The organism is Hymenobacter sp. IS2118, from assembly GCF_000715495.1.
Taxonomy (GTDB): domain Bacteria; phylum Bacteroidota; class Bacteroidia; order Cytophagales; family Hymenobacteraceae; genus Hymenobacter.
Window position 1 is genome coordinate 1 of record NZ_JNLX01000099.1, and the last position, 23106, is coordinate 23106.

The following is a 23106-nucleotide window of genomic DNA, read 5'->3' on the forward strand; positions in this document are numbered from 1 at the left end:
CCCACCGGGCTCGACGCCTACCTCAGCGACGCCGCCACGGGCCAGACGCTCAAGCTAGCCAGCGGCACCGCGTATAGCTTCAGCGTCACAGCCGCAGAGGCGCAGGCCCTGCTGCTGGGGCGCTTCACGCTGAGCTTCAGCAACAGCGCGGTCCTTGCTTCGTCCACGGGCGTGAGCGCCGAACAAGTGGGTGTGTACCCGAACCCGGCCACGGGCCGCTTCACGGTGAGCGTGCCGGCCATCGCTGGCGCCCGCGCGGTGGAGGCCACGCTGCTCAACAGCCTGGGCCAGGTGGTGCGCCGGCAGTCGGCCAGCCTGAGCGCGGGCGGGGCCAACGTCGAGTTTGGGGCCGAGGGCCTGGCGGCGGGCGTGTATGCGCTGCGCCTGCAAGCCGGGGCCAGCACGCTCACCAGGCGCGTGGTGCTACGGTAGCGGTTTGTGTACCAGCAGAAGCACGTTCTTGCCCCAACTCCTACACCCTTCATGTGAGGAGCACGTGCCCCACATACAACAAGTCCCCGCTCCGGTGCACTGGAGCGGGGACTTGTTGTATGCGGGGCCGGCGAGCGGCTGGTTGGTCTACTTCAGCGTGAGCGAATAGGCCACTACTTCCTGAATCTGCTGCGGCGTGAGCTGCTTGCCGAAGGCGGGCATCTTGCCCATGCCTTTGGTCACCAAATAGGTGCGGCCGAAGGCGTTGAGGTTGCTCTTGGTGAGGTCGTGGGCGCCGTTAGCGCCTTTTTTGCCGTTGGCGCCGTGGCAGCGCATGCAGTTTTTCTGGTACAGCAGCTGGCCTGGCACCACCGGCGGTCCGGCACAAGCAAGCGCGGGCAGAAACGGTAAACACAGGAAAGCAGAAAAAATACGAAGCTTCATAGCCATCACAACACATAATCGAGCCACAAAGTACCGGCGAATAAAATTAAAGGCAGGAGGGGATTTTGAGGGTAGGAGGGTGTGGGGGTAGTAGGGTGGGAGTTTCGGGGGGAGGCGGCGTTGTTCATCCGTTAGGAGTCATCGCGCCGTTAGCCCGACCTTTGTCACCCCTAACCTCCTACCCCCACACCCTCATACCCTCGAAAAAGTGCGCGTCGCCCTCGTCATCAACACCAGCTGGAATATTTGGAATTTCCGCGCCAGCCTCGTGCGGGCCTTGCAGGCGGCCGGCCACGAAGTACTGGCCATTGCCCCGCCCGACGACTACTCGGCGCGCCTCGAAACCGAGCTGGGCTGCCGCTTCGTGCCTATTCTGATGGAAAACAAGGGCACCAATCCGGTGAAGGACGCCGCCCTGACGCTGCGCTTCTACAAGATTTACAAGCGCGAAAAACCCGATGTGGTGCTGCACTACACCATCAAGCCCAACATCTACGGGAGCATTGCGGCCCGAATGGCCGGCGTGCCCAGCATCAACAACGTGAGCGGGCTGGGCACGGTCTTCATCATCAAAAACTTCGTGAGTAAAGTGGCGCTGGGGCTCTACCGCCTCGCGTTCCGGTTTCCGCACAAAGTGTTTTTTCAGAATGGCGACGACCGGCAGCTGTTCCTGGAAAACGGCCTCGTGAAGCGGGAAATTACCGGCCTATTGCCCGGCTCGGGCGTGGATACCGATAAGTTTCGGCCCGCGCCGGAGTTCACCCGCCAAACGCCGTTCGTGTTTTTGATGGTGGCGCGGGTGCTCTACGAAAAAGGCGTGGTCGAATACTTCGAAGCGGCCAAAATCATTCGGCAGGCCGTGCCCGGCACGCGCATTCAGCTATTGGGTGGCCTCGACGAGGCCGGCGGCGTGGGCGTGCCCCGCGCTACGTTTGAGGAGTGGCTCAAGAGCGGCGACATTGAATACCTGGGCCGTTCCGACGACGTGGCCGCCCACCTGCACCGCGCCGACTGCGTGGTGCTGCCCAGCTACCGCGAAGGCACCCCCAAAACCCTGCTCGAAGCGGCAGCCGTGGGCAAGCCCCTCGTAACCACCGACGTGCCCGGCTGCCGCGAAACCGTGGTCGACGGCCGCAACGGCTACCTCTGCCAGGTACGCAGCGGCCCCGATTTGTCCGCCAAGATGCTTCAGGTGCTCCGGCTTTCCGACGCCGACCTGCACGGCATGGGCCAAAACAGCCGCTACCTGGCCGAAACCAAATTCGACGAAAAACTGGTGCTCGACCAGTATCTGAAAGCCGTCGCCGAGGTGGGGCGGTAGTTGCTGGTTGTCAGTTGCTGGTTGTCAGGGAAACGGCGCTGGCCGAAGCGGCGCTGGCCGCAGTTTAGCGCGCAGCGCGTAACTGCTGGCCGGCAGATGGGGTGAGTCTCTGACTCACGACGACACAGCCGCCCGCCACCTCTGTTCCGTTCGCAGGAGCTTGCTGTACTTCGGCCGTCGTACTACGCTCCGCGCAAAACCGCCGTCCGCATTCCGCATCAAGTGCGGCCCTATTCTACCTTTGCTGTAATGGAAGTAAAGCATTTTCCCATCGTTGGGCTAGTTGAGTTCGTTCCCCGTCTGTTTGCCGATGACCGGGGGCATTTCTTTGAAACCTTCAGCGCCCGCCTCATGGCCCAGGCCGGAGCCGACGCGCAATGGGTGCAGGACAACCAGTCGAATTCCAAGAAAGGCGTACTGCGCGGCCTGCATTTCCAGCTTCCGCCCCACGCCCAGGCCAAGCTGGTGCGCGTGGGCCAGGGCCGCGCCCTCGACGTAGCCGTTGATTTGCGCCGCAACTCGCCCACCTACGGCCAGCACCAGCTAATGGAGCTATCGGCTGAGCGCGGCAATATGTTTTACATCCCCGTCGGGTTCGCGCACGGCTTTTTGGCCTTGGAAGACGACACCATCTTCCTCTACAAATGCAGCGACTACTACGCCCCCAACGCCGAAGGCGGCCTGCGCTGGGACGACGCCGACCTGAATATCAACTGGGGTACGGAAGTAGCCCCTTTGGTTTCTGGCAAAGACGAAGAGCTGCCGCTATTCAAGGATTTCGTGAGCCCGTTTTAGGGGGTGGGGAAGGGGGGCGTCATGTTCGGGCTCGCCGGCCGTGCACCCCACCCCCTAGCCCCCTCCCCTCCGGGAGAGGGGGGATTAGCTCTAAAAAGATAGAAAACACTGACTAAAACTAAAAACTAGCTCCCCTTCCCCCGGAGGGGAAGGGGTTGGGGGATGGGGTGCACGCCCGGCGAGCCAGAATGACACTCACAGCAGTTCCACCAGCGTTTCCAGTGCCATGCCGCGGCTGCCCTTCACCAGCACTTGCTGGCCGCGCAACGGGTGTTGCTTCAGCCACTCGGCGGCTGCGGCTTTCGTGAGGAAATGCTGCGCTTTTGATGACTCCGAGGCGGCTTGCGCCATTTCCGGGCCGATTAGTAGCACGGCAGGCAAATTTAATTCGGTTAGTAGCTGACCGAGTTGGCGGTGCTCGGCGGCGCTTTCGTCGCCCAGCTCAAACATGTCGCCGAGGATGACCAGTTTGGATTGGCCGGGCGCGGCCGGGCGGGCGGCGAAGCTGCGCAGGGCGGCGGCCATGCTGCTGGGGTTGGCGTTATAGGCGTCGAGCAGCAGGTCGTTGTGGGCCGTGCGCAGGAGCTGGGAGCGGTTGTTTTGCGGGTTGTATTGGGCCAGTGCGGCGGCCACTCTATCCGGAGAAATGCCGAAGTGCAGGCCCACGGCGGCGGCGGCGGCCAGATTGGGGAAGTTGTAGTCGCCGGTGAGCTGAACGGCCACGTCGGTGCCATCGGCCAGGCGCAGGGCCAGGGCAGGGTCGGCGGCGAGCAGCGTGGCGGGGTAGGCATCGGCTGGGCCGGGGTAGGTGAGGCGCGTGGGCACGGCGGCGGCCAGGCCCGGCAGCTTGGGGTCGAGGGTGTTGACGAAGGCCGTGCCGCCGGTGCGGGCCAGGTAATCGAACAGCTCGCCTTTACCCAGGGCCACGCCTTCGGCCCCGCCAAACCCTTCGAGGTGCGCCTTGCCGATGTTGGTGATGAGGCCGTGGCTGGGCCGGGCCCACGGACAGTACGCCGCGATTTCGCCGCGGTGGTTAGCGCCCATCTCAATCACGGCAAAGTCGTGCTCGCCCGCCCGCAGCCGCAGCAGCGTGAGCGGCACGCCGATGTGGTTATTCAAATTGCCGATGGTGGCCAGTACCCGAAATTTCTGCGCCAATACGGCCGTAAGTAGCTCTTTGGTAGTGGTTTTGCCGTTGGAGCCCGTGATGGCGAGCACCGGAATGTCGAACTGCTGCCGGTGGTGTTGGGCCAGCGCCTGCAGGGCCGCGAGTGGGTCGGGGGCGTACGTATAGCGCGTTGGGTCGGTGGCGGCCAGCGCGGCATCGTCTACCACGGCGTGGCGGGCACCGTTGGCCAGGGCCTGGGGCGCAAATTCAGCGCCGCGAAAGCTGGGGCCGTTGAGGGCAAAAAACAGGGTGCCGGGCTGCGGCTGGCGCGAATCGGTGCTGACGAGGCCATCAGCGGCCAGATAATGGGTGTAGAGCAGCATAGAGCTAGTTGAACTGTGAGCGCAAACCGGATGTAGTTTGTTGCAAAGGTGGGGGCGATTTTTGTACCCATTCCCATTTTCCTCCCGCAATTTCCTTGCTGTAGCTTTGCTTATGCGCCGCTCCTACCTCCTTTTGCTGGCGCTGCTGGCGTTTTTCTTCGCCGCTACCGCCCAGCCGGGCACCGGGTTTGGGTTCGAATTCCGGCCGGCGGCGGCGGTTGTGCACGGGGCCGATACGCTCCGCAACGCCTGGGCCGGCGGCCTGAACACGCCCCAGTTCAGCACCATCGACCTGAACGACGATGGCCAGGACGACCTGTTTGCCTTCGACCGCGAAACCAGCCGCGTCTACACCTTTCTGAGCGTGGCCGCGCCGGGTACCGCCGCTGGCCGCCGCTGGGCCTACGCCCCGCAGTACGAGGCGCTTTTTCCGGCCGACCTGCAAGGCTGGGCGCTGCTGCGCGACTACGACTGCGACGGCCGCCCCGACCTGTTTACCTACGTGAACAATGGCGAAATTCGGGTTTTCCGCAACGTGCCGGCCAACGGCCGCCCCAGCTTCCAGCTCACCACCAACCAGATTCGATTTTCCGGCGGCTTCAGCGGCACCGCCAACCTCACGCTGGGCGGCTACAACATGCCCGCCATTCAGGACGTGGACGGCGACGGCAAGCTCGACATCATGAGCTATGATTTCATCAGCGCCTCGGTCATCGAACTTTACCTGAATACCAGTCCCGGTACCTGCGGCAACGCCCTCACCTTCACCCTCAAAACCAACAACTGGGGCGGCCTGCAAGCCTGCCAGAGCTGCGCCAGCTACAAGTTCAATGGCCAATCCTGCTTCGTGGCCCGGCCGCTGCACACCGGCGGCCACAGCCTGCTGCTCGTGGACCTCGACGGCGACGGCGACCAGGACCTGCTGGACGGCCGCGACAATTGTCCCGAGTTGGTGAGCCTGCTCAACCAGGGCACGGCCCTGGCGCCGGTGCTCACGCAGGCCGGCATCAGCGCCAGCTTTCCGTCGGCCGCTGCGCCGGTGCGGGTGCCAGTGTTTCCAACGGGCTATTCCTTCGATGCCAACTTCGACGGCCGCCCCGATTTGGTGGTGGCGCCCAACATTTTCACCAACCTTGAAGACAAAGTGAGCCTGCGCGACAACGTGCAGCTCTTTGAAAACACGGCCGCCAGCGGGGCACCGGCCTTTGCGTATCGCGCCGGCGGCTTCCTGGCCAATGAGATGATTGACGTGAGCGAAGGCGCCGCGCCCACCTTCGGCGACCTCGACGGCGACGGGCTGCCAGACCTGCTCATCGGCAACCACGCCGACCGCGTGGACGGCGTGTACCGCGCCAACCTGACCTATTACCGCAACGTGGGCACCCGCACCCGGCCGATGTTCCGCTTCGTTACCGCCGATTACCTGGGCCTGGCCGCGCAGCGCCTGCTGGGCCTCAAACCCGTGCTGGTAGACCTGAACCGCGACGGCGCCCTCGACCTGGCCTACAGCGCCTGGAACGGCACCATCAACCGCCTCTACTACATACTGAATACCGCTGCGGCGGGCCAGCCCGTGGCGTTTGATGCGGCCACGGCGGTTGATTTCAAGCCGCAGGGCGCCGCTACCACCGGCGTGCTGCCCCGCACGCAGGGCGACGTGCCGGCCTTTGTCGATGTGGATAACGACGGGTACGTGGACCTGCTCCTCGGCACCAACGACAGCCGCGAGCCGGGCATGAGCCTGCATTATTTCCGCAATCGGGGCAGCGGCCCGCTGGATAATGCCTTTGTGCTGGCCGACAATGATTTTGGCCGCCTCCGCACGGCCACCGGCGGCCGGCCCGTCAACCTCAGCCCCACGGTGGCCGATTTCGATGGCGACGGCCAGCCCGACCTGCTCACGGCGGATGCGGCCGGCGGGCTGCGCTTGTTCTCCAACTACCGCGCCCAGAGCGGCACCTTTTCGGACCGCACCGACCTGCTGCACAACCCGCTCACCGGCCAGTACGAGCCCACCCGGCTGGGCCGCAACGCCAACGCCCGCTTCGCCCTCGCCCCCGCCGACCTGAACGGCGACGGCGCCCCCGAACTCCTCGTCGGCACCCAGGCGGGCGGCCTGCTCAGCTACGGCACCCGCAACCGCCCCACCACCATCACCGCCACCCGCTCCGAAGCCGCCCGCGCCCTGGCCCTGGCCATCTACCCCAATCCGGCCACCGCCTCCGCCACCGTCGAAGCCCGTTCCCCCGTCCGCCTCACCCTGCTCGACCTGACCGGCCGCGTGGTGCAAACCACCGCCCTGCCCCAACGCCAGCACCTTCTGAACCTAAGCAGCCTGGCGCCCGGCGTGTACCTCGTGCGCGCCACCGGGGCCGATGGCGCGGCCGCCGTGCAACGGCTGCTGGTGCGGTAAGTGCCAAGGCTTGTTGTTCAGAAGCTACTCGAAGAGTAAATCGACCGTCATGCTGAGCTTGCCGAAGCATCTCGCTTTCCTCGTTGAAGTAGGCATTTAGTAGGGCATAATAGCCGAGATAGGCGTGGCTCCAATAAGCAGACTTTGTCAACTAGCGTCCACTATCGAGCTAACTTATCCACCATTGCACAAGGGTTAGTTCGACCTTATCGTGGCTGATTTTCACTAGGTGAGTATCGCCAGAGCCAGATTTCGAGCTTGAGCGACAAGATTTTTCCAGAAAATATACTTGTTCGGACTCAGTGATTTTAATTAAGGAGCACCCTTCGGTACCGCCCAAGGATTTCGGCATCGTTACGCCACCGACTTCTACCTCATCAAGTGCTACTTGTTCGGTTTGTTTCTTCACCGATTCTTTCTGCCGAAACGTATTTGCTATAGCCGCTTGGTGCTGGGGCTGCACGCGACGTTGCTGCTCTTCCACCAGGGTTTGCGGAAAGGCTATTGGGTTTATGCGGTTCAGTGCCAGCAGGTATTTATAAATGGTTTCTTCCACTGAGGCTTTGCTCCACGCCACCAAGTCCTGTCCCAATAGGCGCAGAAAGAAGCCCGTTTGGCCCCCTTCCTCTAGTTGCTGCCGGAGTCGGAAATAGCGGTTTAGCTGTTCCTTCAACACTGCTTCAGCCGTGGGTGGTTGCTGGTACAGGTAAGCCTTCAGGAGGTCTTCGTCCAAACTGAGCACAAAATCCGTCCGCTGATTTACCTGCTCAGCCTGTTCTAGTTCGGCACGCAAGGCCCCTTCAAGTAAGGGAACGAGTGCTGCTGCCTTCACTTCTTTTCCCATTCTCAGCAAGTAGCGGCGTTCCCATGTTCCCGGTTCCGAAAAGCGTAAGCTCGTTCCTTGGAGTAGCGCAAGTGCCACGTCACGGTTAATACGCCAAATGGGCGTTCCATTCACCAACCGGCTGACCGAATCGGTGCCATGCCGAAGCTGAATAGCGGGCAAGTCCTGCATACGCACTTCCACGGCCCGTATGGGATTGGCAAAGCTTGCCTGCCCAAGCAATAGCAAATTCCAGAATAGAATGATAACCAGAAACCCAGGTCGAAAACGACCGAATTTTGACCGGTAAGCTAAGCGAAAAGACATCATGATTGATAAACGGAATGTCTATTGACTGTATCATAAAGAAGAAAAATCAGCCAATTAACTCAAACGCATCGCCGTCATCCAACGCCGTGAATTTGGCCCGGAATTCCTCCAGCTCCTCGCGGCGCAGGGTGTGGGTGAAGGTGCCGGCCCGGTCATCGGCCTCGACCAGGTAGTTGCCGCGGGCATCGAGCAGGGCCGAGTCGCCGGCGTAGGCGTGGCCCAGGGCGTCGTGGCCGATGCGGTTCACGCCCAGGGCGCAGGCCACGTTTTCGATGGCGCGGGCGCGGAGCAGCGTCGTCCAGGCGGTGCGGCGCACGGCGGGCCAGTTGGCCACGTACAGCAGCAGGTCGTAGGGCCGGACGGGCGGGTTGCGGCTCCAGACCGGGAAGCGCAGGTCGTAGCACACCAGCGGGCAGATGCGCCAGCCGCGCCACTCCTCCACGAGGCGGGCGCGGCCGGGCGTGTACACATGCTGCTCGCCGGCCAGCGTGAAGAGGTGGCGCTTGTCGTAGCTGCTCAGGCTGCCATCGGGCCGCACCCACAGCAGGCGGTTGAAATAAGCCCCGTTCTCCTCGATGATGACGCTGCCCGTGACCACGGCGTTGTGTTGCGCGGCCTGCTCGCGCAGCCACGCCACGGTGGGGCCGCTCATGGGTTCGGCCTGCGCCGCCGCGTCCATGCTAAAGCCGGTGGTGAACATTTCGGGCAGCACAATCAGGTCCGTAGGCCCGGCGAGCTGCGCCAGCTGCCGCGCAAACGCGGCGCGGTTGGCTGCGGCATCGTGCCAGTGCAGCTCAGCCTGAACAAAGGAAACGGTGAGGTCAGCCATAGTGGGAGCGGATGACAGAATAAGGTGTTTTGGTTGGTTTAAGCATTCGGATAGAAGCATAAAAACGTCTGTCATGCTGAGCTTGCCGAGGCATCTCTACCGCACCGTTGGACGGTTTCAACGATGCGGTAGAGATGCCTCGGCAAGCTCAGCATGACAACCTTACGGGTTACGGTTTTTTTGCTCACTGCTCATCCCAAGCTACCGCAGCCGCTTGGCCGCCGCCGCCAGGGTCTCGCCGTGCTTGGCGAAGCAGAAGCGAATGAGCCCGTCGTCAAAACCATCGTGGTAGAAGGCTGAGACGGGGACTACGGCCACACCTTTTTCGCGGGCCAGGTGATGGGCAAATGCCACGTCGCTGGCCGCCGAAAAGGCGTGGTAGCGCGCCAGCTGGAAGTAGCCGCCGGGCACGGGCAGCAAGTCCCAGCCGGCGCCATCGAGCAGGGCGCGGAATTCGTCGCGCTTCTGCTGGTAGAAGCTGGCCAGGCCGCGGGCGTGGGCGTCGGTGGTGTCGGCGGCCAGCACGTCGGCCAGGGCGTGCTGGGTAGGCGTGCTCACGGCAAACGTGACGAACTGATGCACCCGGCGCACCTCGGCCGTGAGGGCGGGCGGGGCCAGGCAATAGCCCACTTTCCAGCCCGTGGCGTGGTAGGTTTTACCAAAGGACGAGAGCACGAAGCTGCGCTCGCGTAATTCCGGATGCTGGCGGGCACTCAGGCGCGGCGTGCCGTCGAACACGAGGTGCTCGTACACTTCGTCGCTCAGCACCAACGCGTCGGTGCCGGAGAGCAGGCGGGCCAGCTGGTTCCAGTCATCGGCCGTGAAAATGGCGCCGCTGGGGTTGTGGGGCGTGTTCACGATAACCAAGCGGGTGCGGGGCGACACCACCCGGCGCACCGCCTCCCAGTCGGGCCGGAAGTGCGGGGCGGGCAGGCGCACGTAGCGCGGCACGCCGCCCTGCAGTCGAATAGCCGGCCCGTAAAGGTCGTACGCGGGCTCAAAAACCAGCACTTCATCGTCGGGCCGCACCACCGCGGCCAGCACCGAATACAGGGCTTCGGTGGCACCGGCCGTGATGGTGATTTCGGTGGCCGGGTCGGGCGTGGGGGCGTCGGCGTGCAGGCGGGCGACCTGGGTGGCAATGGCTTCGCGCAGCCGGGGCAGGCCCGGCATGGGCGCGTACTGGTGGTGGCCCGGCGTGCGGGCGTGGCGGGCCAGGGCCTCCAGCAGCTCCTGCGGCGGGTCGTAGTCGGGAAAGCCCTGGGCCAGGTTGATGGCGCCGGTTTCCTGGGCCAGCAGCGTCATTTGGGTGAAGATGCTGACGCCAACATCGGGGAGTTTGGACTGAAGCAAAGCGGAGGTGGTTGGGGAATTACAGAAGAACGCCGGCTAAGAAACGGAATATTATTTTTCTCACAGAAAGGAGGAGAATATTTCGTTGACGAATTCCTATAAATAAATCCGAAACGTAGAGCCATCGCCCACGGTGCTGCTCACTTCCAGCCGGCCACCGTGGTTTTTCACGATGCGGTTGACCAGATACAGCCCCATTCCCGTGCCCTCAACGTGGGTGTGGAAGCGGCGGAAGAGCTGAAAAAGCTGGGGGCCAAAGCGTTCCATGTCGATACCAACGCCGTTGTCCTGCACCATGAGGACGGGCCTGCTCGTAGCCGCATCGGGCGTGCAGCTAATGCGGATGACGGGCGGCCGGTCGGGGTCGGCGTACTTCAGCGAGTTGCTGATGAGGTTGAAAAGCAGGCTTTGCAGGTTCGGCCGCACGAAGGTGAGCACGGGGCAGGTGGCAAAGTCCAGCTCAAACGTGGCGCCACTCTGCGTAACCTGGTCCTGCAGGCTGCCCACAATTTCGGCTACCAGCGGGGCCAGCTCCACGTTTTCGGCGGGTACTTCCTGTTCCTGCCGCTGCCCGCGCACAATCGCACTCAGGGCATCAATGGTACTATAAATCTGGCCCAGCGCCCGCTCAAAGTAAGCAATGAGCTTAATGGCGTCGGGGTCGCGGAAATATGCCGTACGCGTCAGCTCCTCAAAAATGCCCGCCATGTTGTTGATGGGCTGCTTGAGGTCGTGCGAGGCCGTATACACAAAGTTGTCCAGGTCCTCGTTGGTCCGCACCAAGTGGGCATTCTGGGCCTGCAGCTGCTGCTGGGCCTGCTTGAACTCGTGCACGTCGGTATTGGCGCCCACCCACAGCACCACGGCGCCGGTGGCATCGCGCAGGCACTCGGCGCGGGCCAGAAACCAGCGGTACTGGCCCTGCAGGTCGCGCCAGCGGTGCTCCGCCTCAAACGGCTCGGTGGTGGCAATGCTGTGCCGCCAGCGCCGCAGGGTGTTGGTCAGGTCGTCGGGGTGAATGAAATACTCCCAGCCCCAGTCCTGCAGCTGCTCGAAGCTGCCGCCCGTGAAGTCGTACCAGCGCTGGTTGTAGTAGCTCACGCTGCCATCGGGGCGAGAGGTCCAGGCCATTTGGGGCAGGGTTTCGAGCAGCTGCTTGAACCGGGCCTGGCTCGAAAGCAGCTGCTCCTGCAGCACGCGCTGCTCGTGCACGTCGGTGTTGGTGCCGTACCATTTCTCTACCTGGCCGCCGGGGGCCCGGCGCGCCTGGGCCTGCCCCAGAAACCAGCGGTATTCGCCGTCGTAGCGCCGTAGCCGGAACTCGGCCTCATAGTACCGCTGCGTGGCGATGGCCTGAGTCCAGCGCGTGTGCATAGAGGCGTGGTCGTCGGGGTGCACAAAGTTGAGCCAGTGCGCGGCCCCGTTCTTTTCCATCGACTCGCCCACGTAAGCCGCCGTGCGGTGGTTGAAAAAATCCACGGTGCCATCGGGCAGCGCCGTCCACACCTGCTGCGGAATGCTCTCAGCCTGAATGCGCAGCTCCTCTTCGCTGGCCCCGAGGCGGTTTTGCAGCTGGCGCAGCTCCGTCACGTCGGTGTTGGTGCCAAACCAGCGCTGTACCTCGCCGGTGGCCTCGTCGCGAATTGGTCGGGCCCGGCTCAGGAACCAGCGGTACTTCCCATCGTGGCGCCGCAGCGGAAAAGTGTCTTCCCACGTCTGACCTGCTTCAATGCTGGCGAGGTAACGGGCATTGACGCCTTCTACCAGGGCGGGGTCGTGCACCGTTTTCCACCCCCAACCCTGCATGGTTTCCGGAGTGGTGCCCGTATAATCGTACCACTGCCGGTTGTACCAGAAAATATGCCCTGTGGCATCGGCCATCCACGCCAGCTGGGAAATATTGTCGGCCAGGGCTGCAAAGTCGGCACGGCTGCGGGCCAGCTCCTCGGTGCGCTCGTGCAGCTCATGAATTTTGATGGTGGCTGCGCTGAAGCCGGCCAACTGCCCGCTCGCGTCGGTGTAGGGCTGCACTTTGGTTTGGAACCAGCGGTATTCACCATCGTGCCGGCGGCACTGAAACGTGGCCTGCCAGGGCTCACCAGCTGCCATGGCCGTCTGGCCCACTTCGCTCACCCGCGCCAGGTCTTCCGGCGCCAGCACGCTCCAGGCCTCGTCGGGTGGGCCATTGGGGTCCAGCCCCGTGTACTCATAAAAATACGGGTTGGTGTAGGTGATGTGGCCGGCGGGGTTGAGGCTGAAAATAAACACCGGAACCGAGGCCGTGATGGTGCGCACCTGCTCGTCGCGGCGGTGCATTTCGGCGGCCAGCACCTCGGCCTGTTGGCGGGTGCTCACCCGCTCCGTCACATCCAGTACAAAAATGAGCACGCCCGTTACCTGCTTCCGGCCATCGCGCAGGGCAATGTAAGTCACGTCCACGTACCGCTCGGGGGCCAGCCCGCCGGCCTCGTTTTGCACGCGAACGGGTATTTCCTGGCCCACATACGTTTCGCCGGTTCGGTACACGTGGTCCAGACGCTCCAGCACGCCTTGCGTCGCCATTTCGGGCAGGGCGTTGGCTACGGTTTCGCCCAGGCGGGGGCGATGCCCCAGCAGCTCGGCGTAGCTGGCGTTGAAGAAGGTATAGCGGTGGTCCGGGCCTTCGAGGGTGGAAATGTAGGCCGGCGTCTGCGCCAGAATCTGGCTCATCTGGCGGTCCTTGTCTTCGAGGCGGCGCTGGGCGTTGCGCAGCTCGTGCACGTCGAGCAAGTAGCCGTAGCGCTGGCGCAGCTGGCCACCGGCATTCAGCTCCGGCACCGCCTCGGTCAGAAACCAGCGGTACTGGCCATTGGCGCCGCGCAGGCGCACTTCCACCCGCCCCAGGCGCGCGAAATTGATGCTCTGCTGAATTTCAAATTTCGCACTCTCGCGGTCGTCGGGATGCAGGCGGTCGGCCCATTCCGCGTCCACTTCTTCCCAGGGCCCGCCGGGTTTTTGGCCCGTGAAGGCGTACCACTGCGGGCTCATGTAGGTAGTGGCGCCCGTGGCATCGGTAGAGAAAGTGATGATGGGCAGCACTTCGGCCTGGCGGCGCAACTGGGTATCGGCGGCGCGCACCTGGCCCTGCAGGACCTCGGTTTCCTGGCGGGCCAGCACCTGCTGGGTCACGTCGACTCCAAAGGTGAGAATGCCCGTAATCCGGCCCTGGCCGTCGCGTAGCGGCACGTACGAGAAGTCCAGGTACACGCGTCGGAGCGTTTGGCCATCGCCGTCCCGCACGTCCATCGGCATAGCGCGGCCCTCAAAGTTTTTGCCAGACTGATACACGCTGTCGAGCAGTTTGATAAAGCCCTGTTCCGCGACTTCGGGCAGGCACCGGGCGGCGGGCTCGCCCAGGCGGGAGCGGTGCTGCATCAGCTCGTCGTAGGCCGCATTAGTGAAGGTGAAGCGATGGTCGGGGCCGGTCACGGTCGCAATCAGGGCCGGGGCCTGGCCCAGAATCTGGCTGAGCTGTTCGTCTTTGGCTTCCAGGCGGGCCTGAGCTTCGCGCAAATCATGAATGTCGAGGTCGGAGCCGAACCACTGGCGGGAGCGGCCGGCCGCCTGGGCCTCAGCCAGGGGTTCGGGTATACCCTGGCTCAAAAACCAGCGGTATTCGTCGTCGTGGCCGCGCAGGCGCAGCTCGTAGCGCCACGGCGTGCCGTTGGCCAGGGCCGTGGCGTAGTGCTGCTTCATTCGGGCCCGGTCGTCGGGGTGCACCCGTGCCTGCCATACCTGGTTCAGGTCATCGGCCGGGCTGCTGCCGGTGTAGGCATACCATTGGGGGCTTAGGTAAAGCATGGCCCCTTCCTGGTTGCTGATGAAGGTGATGGAAGGCAGGTTTTCGGTCACGCGGTGCAGGCGTTGGTCGGCGGCCCGGGCTTCGGCAATCAGGGCTTCGTTGCGGCGGCGGGCCTGCACCTGCTCGGTCACGTTCAGCAGGCGCAGGAGTACGAACCGGGGCTGGCCGCCGGCCGGTTCCGGCACGGGCTGCAAGGTGGCTTCCCAGTAGGTGGCGGCTGTCTCGGGTCGTGCTCCGGGCAGCGGGTCGGGCCTGAGTACCTGAGCGGTGCCCGTCTGCACGGCCAGTAGCCCGGCGGCCCATGCTTCGGGTGCGGCCAGCTGGTGGCCTGCGGCGGCCAGGGCAGTGCGCAAGGTTGCCAGGGGCTGCCCGGTCAGGTTGGCGGCTTGGCTGGGTAGGGGCAGTAGCGCGGTCATTGCCTCGTTTAGGGCCAGCGTGGTACCATCGGGGGCCAGCGCGGCGAAAGGCGCGGGCAGCGCGGCGAACAACAGCTCAAAATCCAGGGTGGGAACGGCGGGAGAAAGCATAAGCAAAGAAGACGGCGAAACGCGGCCGGACGGCAACACCACGCGCTTTATTCAAAGATAGGGAGCGGGCCGGATGCCCGGAGAATTCAACCAAAAAAAGCTCCGACCGATTCGGCCAGCGCTTCTCTTCTGGTGTCCTTTGCGGAAAATTAGAAAGCTAAAGCGGTAGTAGTAGCCCTGGTGGCAGGCCTCAGTGGGCCAGCGCTTTTTGAGTGGGAGCACTTTGGTTACGATTTTGCTGCCGGACTCTTTCGAATCATTGACGCGGGCAATTGTGGCTTCGGGCTCAGGCTGGAGAAGGATTCAAATTAGTTTTTCATGGCGAAGCGAAGACCGAAATGGTGCCGGAAAAGGTGGTTTCGGAGCACAACCAGCCAACGCCAATCCTTTTTTTACTGCGTCGCCCAACGCAGTAAAGTCAGCACTTTGCGCAGTGAAACAAGCAAAAGCAGCGCATTAGAGTCCAGCTTTCGACGTGCTGGCAACGGCTGAAAAGCCTTTATTAGAGAAACACAACCGTAAGCGCCTACGTATTTAATCGGTGGATAAATCCTTTTGGAGTGGTTGAAAATCTGCTATTTTTTAAAAAATGAGTGCTGGCAGTGTATCCCACGTTACGTGTTTACCGTAGCATGGCGCACTGCCCTTCTTTGTTGCTATGTCTTTGCAAGCTTTGCCCGATGGTCCTTACGTTACCATTTCCTACGATTCCCAAAATGAATGGATTTATGCCGACTGGCATGGCAATCATGATTTAGCCAGCGTGCAACACGGCTGTCGGGAAATGCTTCGGTTTATGGTAGCGCACGGCAGCAGCAAAGTGCTGAACGACAACACTTACGTGACTGGCATGTGGAGCGAAGCCGCCGAGTGGGGCGGTACCGAGTGGTTTCCGGCCATGACGGCGGCCGGCCTGAAATTTTTCGCCTGGATATACTCGCCCAACGTCTACAGCCGGCTATCAACCGACCTGACCCTGCAATTCACATCCGGTACTCCGATAGTGGGCACGTTCGACGATATTACCACGGCCCAGGAATGGCTGAGGCAGTTGTAAAGCCCGCTCAAGGGCTGGCTGCTACCGGATTTTGCCGGATTGGTTTGGGTTTATACCGCACATGGGTTGTTCCGGCATGTACGAGGCAGTGATTTAGTTACTTTTGCGCGTGGCAGCCAACAGCCTCATGGCTAAGGGATAGAAGGGACTGAGCCGGCGCAACTATTGTAACAAGGTCTGATTTGGACTGTTCAAGTGGCGTGTGGGCTTATATTCGCTCCGGGCAACCTTTTGGGTTGACTGTTCGATTTTCAAAGCCTTATTTTCGCTATGCTGCCTTCTACCAACGGGTTGCGCTTGGTTTCTTCTCGTTCGCGCCGAGTATTCCAATCAGTGGGCCTGCTGGCATTCCTGGCTGCCGGAGTCACTGCTTTTCGGTTGCCGGTTGAAGATGGGCTGGCGGACCGGATTGTCCAGCGCATGCAGGCGTTTTATAGTGCTGCGAAGCCCACAAAGGCTTATTTGCACCTCGACAAGTCTTGGTATACCGTGGGCGAAACCATCTGGCTGAAAGGCTATGTGGTGGACGCTGCCCAGCACCTACCCGATACGTTGAGCAAGGTGCTGCACGTGGACTTGCTCAATGGCGCCAACCAGGTAGTGGTAAGCCGCAACCTGCGGCTGGAAGCCGGAATGGCCCCCGGCGACATTGCCCTGCCCGATACCTTGTCGGCTGGCAACTACACTTTGCGCGCCTACACCAACTGGATGCGCAATGCCGGTCCCGACTTTTTGTATACCCGCCGGCTGGCCATCTGGCCTGCGGCCCCCATCCAAACGGCCGATTTCGACCTAGCTGCCGTGCGCGCGCGCGCTACCCTGGCCCGCGCCGCCGCCAAAGCCTTTGCCGCCCCGCCCGATGTGCAGTTTTTCCCGGAAGGCGGCAACCTGGTTGCGGGCCTCGAAAACACGGTGGCCTTCAAGGTAACTGACTTTGCCGGCCACGGCCTCGACGTGCAGGGGAAAGTAGTGAACGAGCAGAATGAGCAGGTGGCGAAATTTAGCAGCAGCCATCTGGGCATGGGCACGTTTGTGCTCAAGCCGGTGGCGGGCCAGCGCTACCGGGCCGTGCTGGCACCGGCGGGCGAGTCCGTCACGGTGGCGTTGCCCGAAGTGCAGGCCCGCGGCTATACCCTACGCGTGCTCACGCTGGCTAAGGATTTTCTGGTCGCTATTCGCCAGCAGGGCGGAGCGGGCGGGCCGGTGCTCCTAATGGGGCAGGTGCGGGGCGCGGCTGCCTACGTGGCCCGCGGCCAGCTGGCCGGTACCGAAACCTCCACGGTCCGCATTCCCAAAAGCAAGTTCCCCAACGGAATCGTGCATTTTACGCTGTTTGATGGGGCCGGAACGCCGCTGGCTGAGCGGCTGGCCTTCGCCTACAACCAGCCCCGGCTGCGCCTCACCGTCACCCCCGACCGGGCCAGCTACGGTCCCCGCCAGCCCGTGCGCCTGCAAGTGCGTGTGGCCGATGCTGCGGGCCAGCCCGTACCCGTCGCCGCCAACCTTTCGGTGGCCATCACCGACGCCGACGGTGGCAACGACATCGCCGAAACCATTGCCTCGCACCTGCTGCTGACCTCCGACCTGGCCGGCCACGTCGAAAACCCGAGCTATTACTTCCAAAACCCCACCGCCGAAACGGCCCAGCACCTCGATGCCCTGCTGCTCACGCAGGGCTGGCGGCGGTTTGTGTGGACCAGTGTGCTGGCCGGTAAAGCTGCGGAGCCCGAGTTTGGCATTGAGCGCTCGGTGAGCCTGCTGGGCCAGGTTACCCAGCGCAACAACAGCAACCCCGTGCCAAACAGCGCGGTATCGTGGTTGCAGACCAAGCCGGTTATGTACTTCCAATCGACGGTGAGTAATGAAGATGGCCAGTTCCTGTTCATTGGCCTTGAGGGCTGCGACACCACTCGGGTGACGGTGCAGGCCCGCACTCCCCGCGACAGGAAGTGGGTGACGGTGCGCGTCGACCCGGGCCCACCGATGACCGCCCGCCCGCTGCCTCCGCTGCCCTTGCAGGCCCCGCAGGACCTGGCCAGCGCCCTGCGCCGGAACCAGGAGCAACGAGCTATGGAAAGCAAGTTTCGGCTTGATACCACGTCCATTCTATTGGGTGGCGTCACGGTGAAAGGGGCCCGGCCAGTCGTTAATGACCCGCGCCGGATTTACCCACAAGGCGACGCTACCGTGCTGAAAATGTCGGATTACACGCCCACGGCGGGCACCTCGGCATTGCAAATGCTACAAGGACGGGTGCCCGGTGTGCAGGTCACGGGCGCTGGTGCGAGTACTAATGTGCTCATCCGCGGCATCAACAGCCCGCTCTACTTGCTCGACGGCTTTCCGGTCGACGTGAGTACCCTGGCGCTATTGCCGGCTACCGATGTAGAAACCATTGAGGTGCTTAAGGGCGGGCAGGCGGCTATTTTCGGCAGCCGGGGGGTCGGCGGGGTCATTGCCGTGTACACCCGCCAGGGCGTATCTGATTCTGGCAAACCGAATGAGACGGCACCGGGCGTCATATCACTGAAACTGCCTGGTTTCCACTGCGGCCGGGCGTTTTATGTGCCCCGCTACGATGCTCCCAAAACCGATAAGAATTTCCCGGACCTGCGCCGTGCCACCCTCTATTGGAATCCTACGGTGCAAGTGGATGCCCTGGGTCAGGCCGAAATCCGGTTCTTCACTTCCGACGCCAAAGGCCCCTTCCAAGTCAATATCGAAGGCTTATCTGCCACTGGCCAGGGCGTGCTGGGCAGTAGTATCTTGCAGGTAAAATAGTTGCTGCTTGCACAACGAAACGTTGCCGGGAAAATAAAAAGGGGTTCTGCTTCAACTGAAGCAGAACCCCTTTTTTATGAACACTAACTAAAAGCAGCAACGCTTCGCTACGGGCTGCCCCGCAGGCTGTTGGCCGCTATACGTGCGGCGGCTGAAACTTACGCCTGCTTGGTGAACTGCACGTTGATGAACAGTTTCACGTCGTCGCCCAGCACGATGGAACCGGCTTCGGTGATGGCGCCCCAGGTGAGGCCGAACTCCTTACGGTTGATTTTGCCGGTTACTTCGAAGCCGGCCTTGTGATTGCCGTAAAAGTCGACGGCCGAACCGCCGAATTCGGCTTCCAGGGTCACGGGCTTGGTCACATCCTTCATCGTGAGGTTGCCGGTCAGCTTGTAGGCGTCGCCGTCCACTTTTTCGAAGGAAGTCGAGGCGAATTTGATATGGGGAAACCGGGCCGCGTCGAAGAATTCTTCGCCAACCAAGTGCGCGTCGCGCTGCTCCTGATTGGTGTCCACGCTGTCAACATCGAGGGAAAACTCGACCTGGGCGTTTTCAAAAGTATCACCTTCGGACTGCATCGAACCTTGAAATTTCTTGAACGAACCCGTGACGGTAGAAATAACCAAGTGCTTGATTTTGAACTGTACCTCGGAGTGGGTGGGGTCAATTGCCCAGGACGTGGTGGCGGTGGCGGTTTCAGACATGATGTTGGAATGATGTTGGAATGATGAGGTGAGGTGAGGTGAGGTGAGGTGACAAAGGTAATAGATGTTTGTACATTAAATGTTGATACATGAATTATTTTTCTCAAAGCATATTCATTTCGTCCTTTGGCCCTAGCTAATGCAAGCGGTGGGCTGGCCCAGCGCTATTGTTGGCAAGGCCGCCATGCCGTTCTTAGCGCTGAGTTTCGTGAGCCGCCTTCTAAATCCGGTAGATTTCATGCGTCGTTTGTTGCTATGCGGGCTGCTGGGCCTGCCGGGGCTGGGCCGGGTGCACGCCCAAAGCCTGCCTGCTCTGTCCCAAAACCCGCCGTCGCTGCGCTGGCAGGAAGTGCGCACTCCGCACTTTCGGGTGATTTACAACGGCGCCCTCGACTCGGCCGCCCAACGCACGGCGGCCCGCCTGGAGCAGCTGCACGGGCCCGGCGCGGCCACGTTGGGCGTGGTACCGAGGCCCATCGGGGTGGTGATGCAGAACCAGACCACGGTCAGCAATGGCTTCGTCACGTTTTTGCCCCGACATGCCGAATTTTTTACCACGCCGCAGCAGGGGCTGGGGCTGGGCACCGTGGACTGGCTCGACGGCTTGGCCGTGCACGAATTCCGGCACGTGGGGCAGTTCGACAAAGCCCGGCAGGGCATTGGCCGGCTGCTGAACCCGCTGCTGGGCGACGGGGCGCTGGGCATCGCGGCCGTGGGCGTGCCACAGTGGTTTTTTGAGGGCGACGCTGTGGGCACCGAAACCGCTCTCACGCGCAGCGGCCGGGGCCGCATTCCCAACTTCAATGCCGGGCTGCGGGCCAACCTGCTGGCCGGCCGCCGCTACAGCTACCAGAAAGCCGTGAACGGCTCGCTGCGCGACCAGGTGCCCGACTGGTACGTGCTGGGCTACTTCATGACGTCGTACCTGAAAACCCACCACAGCGCCGATGCCTGGGCCAAAGCGCTCGACCGCTACTACCGGTTTCCGTTTTATCCCTTCTCGTTTTCGAACGGCATTCGCCGCAGTGCCGGCCTCACCGTGGAGCAGCTCTACGACCGGACGATGACCGAAATCGATTCGGTGTGGCGCACCCAGCAAGCTGCCGCGCCCGCCATTACGCCGGTGCGGGAGCTGGCCGGCGCGGCTTCCGAAGAAGTTTTCACCCAGTACCAATACCCGCAGTACGTGACCGATAGCACGGTGCTGGCCCTGAAAACCGGGCTCGGCCACATCGCGCAATTCGTGCTGCTGAGCCGACGCGGGGCCGAGCGCAAGGTGTTCGTGCCCGGCCAGCTGAACCTGCCCGAAATGCTGTCGGTGAGCGGCGGCAAGGCCGTGTGGCCGGAATACCAGCAGGATGCCCGCTGGGGCCAGCGCGTGGCTTCCGAGCTGAAAGTGCTGAATTTGGCTACCGGCAAGCTCACCCGCATCGGCAAAGGCGCCCGCTACAGCGCCGCCGCCCTCTCGCCCGACGGCCGGCAACTGGTAGCCGTGCGCACCGACGTCAATTACCGCCACGCGCTGGTGCTGGTGGACGCCCAAACCGGGGCCGTGCTTCAAACCCTGCCCAACCCCCAAAACGACTTCTACCAGCAGCCCCGCTGGCATCCCGATGGCCGCCGCCTCGTGGCCGTGACGCTGAGCGCCGCCGGCAAAACCATTGTAGTGGTGGACCCGGCCGTGCCCGCTGCCGCCCGTCCGCTGCTGCCGGTGGCCAACGTGAACCTGGCTAATCCTCAGCCCTGGGGCGATTTCGTGCTCTACAATTCGGCTCAATCGGGCATCGACAACCTCTATGCCGTGAGTGCCCGCACCGGTCAAACCTACCGGGTCACGTCGCGGCCGGTGGGTGCTTACCACGCAGCCGTGTCGCCGGATGGCCGCTCGCTGGCTTTTCACGATTTCCGGGCCACCGGCGCCCGGGTAGTCGAAATGCCGCTCGATACCACGGCTTGGGTATCGATTCCGACGGCTACGGCCGACGTGCCCGGACCTTACGCCGAGGCACTTTCGGCCCTGGAGCCGGCCGGGCAGCTGGTGTCGCGTCCCGTGCCGCCCGCCGATTCCGGGGCCGTGCGCTACGGCGTGCGGCGGTATTCGCCCCTGCGACACGCTTTCAATGTATTCAGCTACGGCGTGGTGCAAAGCCCTACCGGCGATGCCGTGAGCCTGGGCCTGCGCTCGCAGGACTTGCTGAGCACCACCCAGGTTTTTGCCGGGGTGGGCTACGACCAGATTGAGCGCACGGCCCGCGTAATCGGCGCGCTCAGTTACCAGGCGCTGTACCCGGTACTGGACTTGGACGTGACTTACGGCGGGCGCGACGCGGCCATTATTTTTCAGGGCCAGACGCTGCGCGACCAGTGGCGCTACACGCGGCTGTCGGCGGGCCTGCGGCTGCCGCTCAACCTTACCCGGTCCAAGTATTTCCAGGGCCTCACCGTGAGTTCCTATTACCTGCACGAAGAGGTGTACGACTACAACCTGCCCGTGCGCCGCTTCACCGAAACCGGTCCCAACCGGCCGCTGAATGCCATTCAGACCACCGTTGGCTACGCTTCGCAGCTCCGGCGCAGTGCCCGCGACGTGGCCCCGCGCTGGGGCGGCAGCTTTCTGGGTACGTGGCGCACCACGCCGTTTGGCCGCGGGCTGGAGGCCCGGCAGCTGGGGGGGCAGGGTAGCGTGTTTTTGCCGGGGCTGGGCCGGCACCACGCCGTGCGGCTGCGGGGTGGCTACCAGTGGCAGGACCAGGCGCAGTACCAGTTTGCGCCGGCCGTTTCGTTTCCGCGTGGCCAGGGCTACACCAGCTTCGACCGCCTAGCCGTAGCCAGCCTCGACTACAGCCTGCCGCTGGCTTTCACGCATTGGGAAGTGGGCCGCTGGCTGTATGTGCAGCGCCTGCGGGCTACCGTGTTTGGCGACGTGGCGCAGGGCTCCAACCGCCTCGGCACGGGCGTACGCAACTACCGCAACGTGGGCTTCGATGCGCTGGTACAATTCAACGTGCTACGCCTGCGCACGCCCATCGAAGCCGGGGTGCGGGTGGTGTACAACCCGTTGTTGCAGTTGTTGGTGCTGGAGCCGCTGGCGTTTGATATCCGGCTATAAGGAGTTTCGGGAGGCTGGTCCAGCGCAAACGGCGAAGCATTCAAACTACGCGGAAGCGAACTTTGTGAGGGTATTCGCAACAAAAAACGCCCAACCAAAAAAGTGGCCGGGCGTTACTTTTTGCAGATGGAAAGGAAAGGGATTTAGCGGGGGCCGGGAGCCTTGCAACCGGTGTTTGAAATGTTGCTGAGCACCAGGTGCGGCAGTTGCAGCGGCACCGTGTTGGCGGTGCACGCGCGCTGAGGGAATTGCTGGCTGGGGTCGTTGGCGTAAGTGAAGTAGACCCGCGTGCCTACCTCGTTCAGGCCCGCGAAATCGGCGAAATTGACGGCGGCAATGACGTTGCGGTGGCTGCCCGTGGGTTTGCCGATGGGAAAGGCGGCATCCACGTCAATCAGCACGCCGTCCAGGCAGGCATCGCCCACCACGGTGCCGGAATAACAGGCCGGCATAAGCCCAAAACAGTCAGTAATTTTTGGTTCAGGGTCTGTAGATTCGCCGCAGCTCAACACCGTGAGGGAGAGTAGGGCAAGGCGGAGGGTTGGGAGCAGGCGCATCGCAGGAAAAAGCGTAAAAGGTGTGGAACTAGAGGTCTTCGCATCCCTGACCGGCCACTCGCGAAAAGGGTTGCGTGGGCCGACCGGACTTTTTCAGGCGGCACTGAAAATAAGTCAGATAAGGCCGTACTCAACCGCGTAGCCGTACAGGAACTGGGGGACCGCGCGACTATTATGGCCGCTTGTCCAAATGCTATGCCTTCCCGTTTTGGCGGTGGTCTGAGCCGTGGAGGTGCCTCACTTTAGACTGCCGCCCCCGTAATAAATCTGCCAGTTTCCGCGCCTTTCGCGACGGG

General features: G+C 62.7%; 15 protein-coding genes. 7 read left to right on the forward strand and 8 right to left on the reverse strand.

Going from position 1 to position 23106, the window contains the following annotated elements; translation table 11 throughout:
• Positions 1–432: T9SS type A sorting domain-containing protein (locus GM79_RS08940; RefSeq protein WP_035562515.1), on the forward strand; the 432-nt coding region annotated here is incomplete at its 5' end.
• Positions 433–579: 147 nt separating this feature from the next.
• On the opposite strand, the gene GM79_RS08945 is transcribed toward GM79_RS08940, so the two are convergent.
• Positions 580–876, reverse strand: coding sequence for a c-type cytochrome (locus GM79_RS08945; protein ID WP_161787146.1), 297 nt, complete (start codon positions 874–876; stop codon positions 580–582).
• Between the two features lie 208 nt (positions 877–1084).
• On the opposite strand from GM79_RS08945, the gene GM79_RS08950 reads away from it, so the two are divergent.
• Both GM79_RS08950 and rfbC read left to right on the forward strand, forming a co-directional pair.
• Positions 1085–2197, forward strand: coding sequence for a glycosyltransferase family 4 protein (locus GM79_RS08950; protein ID WP_035562519.1), 1113 nt, complete (start codon positions 1085–1087; stop codon positions 2195–2197).
• 249 nt (positions 2198–2446) lie between these two features.
• Entirely contained in the window at positions 2447–2992 is a 546-nt protein-coding gene (rfbC, locus tag GM79_RS08955; RefSeq protein WP_035562521.1) for a dTDP-4-dehydrorhamnose 3,5-epimerase, read from the forward strand.
• Positions 2993–3187: 195 nt separating this feature from the next.
• Here rfbC and GM79_RS08960 read toward each other — a convergent pair whose 3' ends face one another.
• Complete coding sequence (locus GM79_RS08960; RefSeq protein ID WP_035562523.1) at positions 3188–4483, reverse strand: UDP-N-acetylmuramoyl-tripeptide--D-alanyl-D-alanine ligase; 1296 nt, start codon at positions 4481–4483, stop codon at positions 3188–3190.
• Positions 4484–4595: 112 nt separating this feature from the next.
• Between GM79_RS08960 and GM79_RS08965 the strand changes: the two genes are divergently transcribed.
• Entirely contained in the window at positions 4596–6896 is a 2301-nt protein-coding gene (locus GM79_RS08965) for a T9SS type A sorting domain-containing protein (RefSeq protein WP_035562524.1), read from the forward strand.
• Positions 6897–7065: 169 nt separating this feature from the next.
• Here the strand turns inward: GM79_RS08965 and GM79_RS08970 are convergent, their stop codons facing one another.
• The 4 genes from GM79_RS08970 to GM79_RS08985 form a co-directional block, all read right to left on the reverse strand.
• Positions 7066–8049 (reverse strand): hypothetical protein, encoded by a 984-nt coding sequence (locus GM79_RS08970; protein ID WP_035562526.1) that lies wholly within the window; start codon positions 8047–8049, stop codon positions 7066–7068.
• A 46-nt stretch (positions 8050–8095) separates the two neighbouring features.
• Positions 8096–8878 carry an amidohydrolase gene (locus tag GM79_RS08975; RefSeq protein ID WP_035562528.1) on the reverse strand — a complete coding sequence of 261 codons (783 nt, stop codon included), beginning with the start codon at positions 8876–8878 and terminating at the stop codon, positions 8096–8098.
• 201 nt (positions 8879–9079) lie between these two features.
• Complete coding sequence (locus tag GM79_RS08980; RefSeq protein ID WP_035562530.1) at positions 9080–10231, reverse strand: methionine aminotransferase; 1152 nt, start codon at positions 10229–10231, stop codon at positions 9080–9082.
• 96 nt (positions 10232–10327) lie between these two features.
• The gene (locus GM79_RS08985) at positions 10328–14599 is read right to left on the reverse strand and encodes a PAS domain-containing protein (RefSeq protein WP_035562532.1); all 4272 of its coding nucleotides are present in this window, start codon (positions 14597–14599) and stop codon (positions 10328–10330) included.
• A gap of 658 nt (positions 14600–15257) precedes the next feature.
• Here GM79_RS08985 and GM79_RS08990 point away from each other — a divergent pair.
• A complete protein-coding gene (locus GM79_RS08990; RefSeq protein ID WP_035562534.1) occupies positions 15258–15656 on the forward strand; it encodes a hypothetical protein in 399 nt (132 codons plus the stop codon).
• A 270-nt stretch (positions 15657–15926) separates the two neighbouring features.
• The gene (locus GM79_RS08995) at positions 15927–18437 is read left to right on the forward strand and encodes a TonB-dependent receptor plug domain-containing protein (RefSeq protein ID WP_081867647.1); all 2511 of its coding nucleotides are present in this window, start codon (positions 15927–15929) and stop codon (positions 18435–18437) included.
• A gap of 158 nt (positions 18438–18595) precedes the next feature.
• On the opposite strand, the gene GM79_RS09000 is transcribed toward GM79_RS08995, so the two are convergent.
• Positions 18596–19144 carry a YceI family protein gene (locus GM79_RS09000; RefSeq protein ID WP_035562540.1) on the reverse strand — a complete coding sequence of 183 codons (549 nt, stop codon included), beginning with the start codon at positions 19142–19144 and terminating at the stop codon, positions 18596–18598.
• 208 nt (positions 19145–19352) lie between these two features.
• On the opposite strand from GM79_RS09000, the gene GM79_RS09005 reads away from it, so the two are divergent.
• The gene (locus GM79_RS09005) at positions 19353–22253 is read left to right on the forward strand and encodes a TolB family protein (protein ID WP_235184018.1); all 2901 of its coding nucleotides are present in this window, start codon (positions 19353–19355) and stop codon (positions 22251–22253) included.
• A gap of 143 nt (positions 22254–22396) precedes the next feature.
• Here the strand turns inward: GM79_RS09005 and GM79_RS09010 are convergent, their stop codons facing one another.
• A complete protein-coding gene (locus GM79_RS09010; protein ID WP_035562543.1) occupies positions 22397–22705 on the reverse strand; it encodes a hypothetical protein in 309 nt (102 codons plus the stop codon).
• Positions 22706–23106: the final 401 nt, after the last annotated feature.

Excerpts from the sequence above, each read along its gene's own strand:
- GM79_RS08945 (WP_161787146.1), bottom strand. The coding sequence starts at position 876 with ATGAAGCTTCGTATTTTTTCTGCTTTCCTGTGTTTACCGTTTCTGCCC.
- rfbC (WP_035562521.1), top strand. The coding sequence starts at position 2,447 with ATGGAAGTAAAGCATTTTCCCATCGTTGGGCTAGTTGAGTTCGTTCCC.
- GM79_RS08960 (WP_035562523.1), bottom strand. The coding sequence starts at position 4,483 with ATGCTGCTCTACACCCATTATCTGGCCGCTGATGGCCTCGTCAGCACC.
- GM79_RS08965 (WP_035562524.1), top strand. The coding sequence starts at position 4,596 with ATGCGCCGCTCCTACCTCCTTTTGCTGGCGCTGCTGGCGTTTTTCTTC.
- GM79_RS08970 (WP_035562526.1), bottom strand. The coding sequence starts at position 8,049 with ATGATGTCTTTTCGCTTAGCTTACCGGTCAAAATTCGGTCGTTTTCGA.
- GM79_RS08975 (WP_035562528.1), bottom strand. The coding sequence starts at position 8,878 with ATGGCTGACCTCACCGTTTCCTTTGTTCAGGCTGAGCTGCACTGGCAC.
- GM79_RS08985 (WP_035562532.1), bottom strand. The coding sequence starts at position 14,599 with ATGCTTTCTCCCGCCGTTCCCACCCTGGATTTTGAGCTGTTGTTCGCC.
- GM79_RS08990 (WP_035562534.1), top strand. The coding sequence starts at position 15,258 with ATGTCTTTGCAAGCTTTGCCCGATGGTCCTTACGTTACCATTTCCTAC.
- GM79_RS08995 (WP_081867647.1), top strand. The coding sequence starts at position 15,927 with ATGCTGCCTTCTACCAACGGGTTGCGCTTGGTTTCTTCTCGTTCGCGC.
- GM79_RS09000 (WP_035562540.1), bottom strand. The coding sequence starts at position 19,144 with ATGTCTGAAACCGCCACCGCCACCACGTCCTGGGCAATTGACCCCACC.
- GM79_RS09010 (WP_035562543.1), bottom strand. The coding sequence starts at position 22,705 with ATGCCGGCCTGTTATTCCGGCACCGTGGTGGGCGATGCCTGCCTGGAC.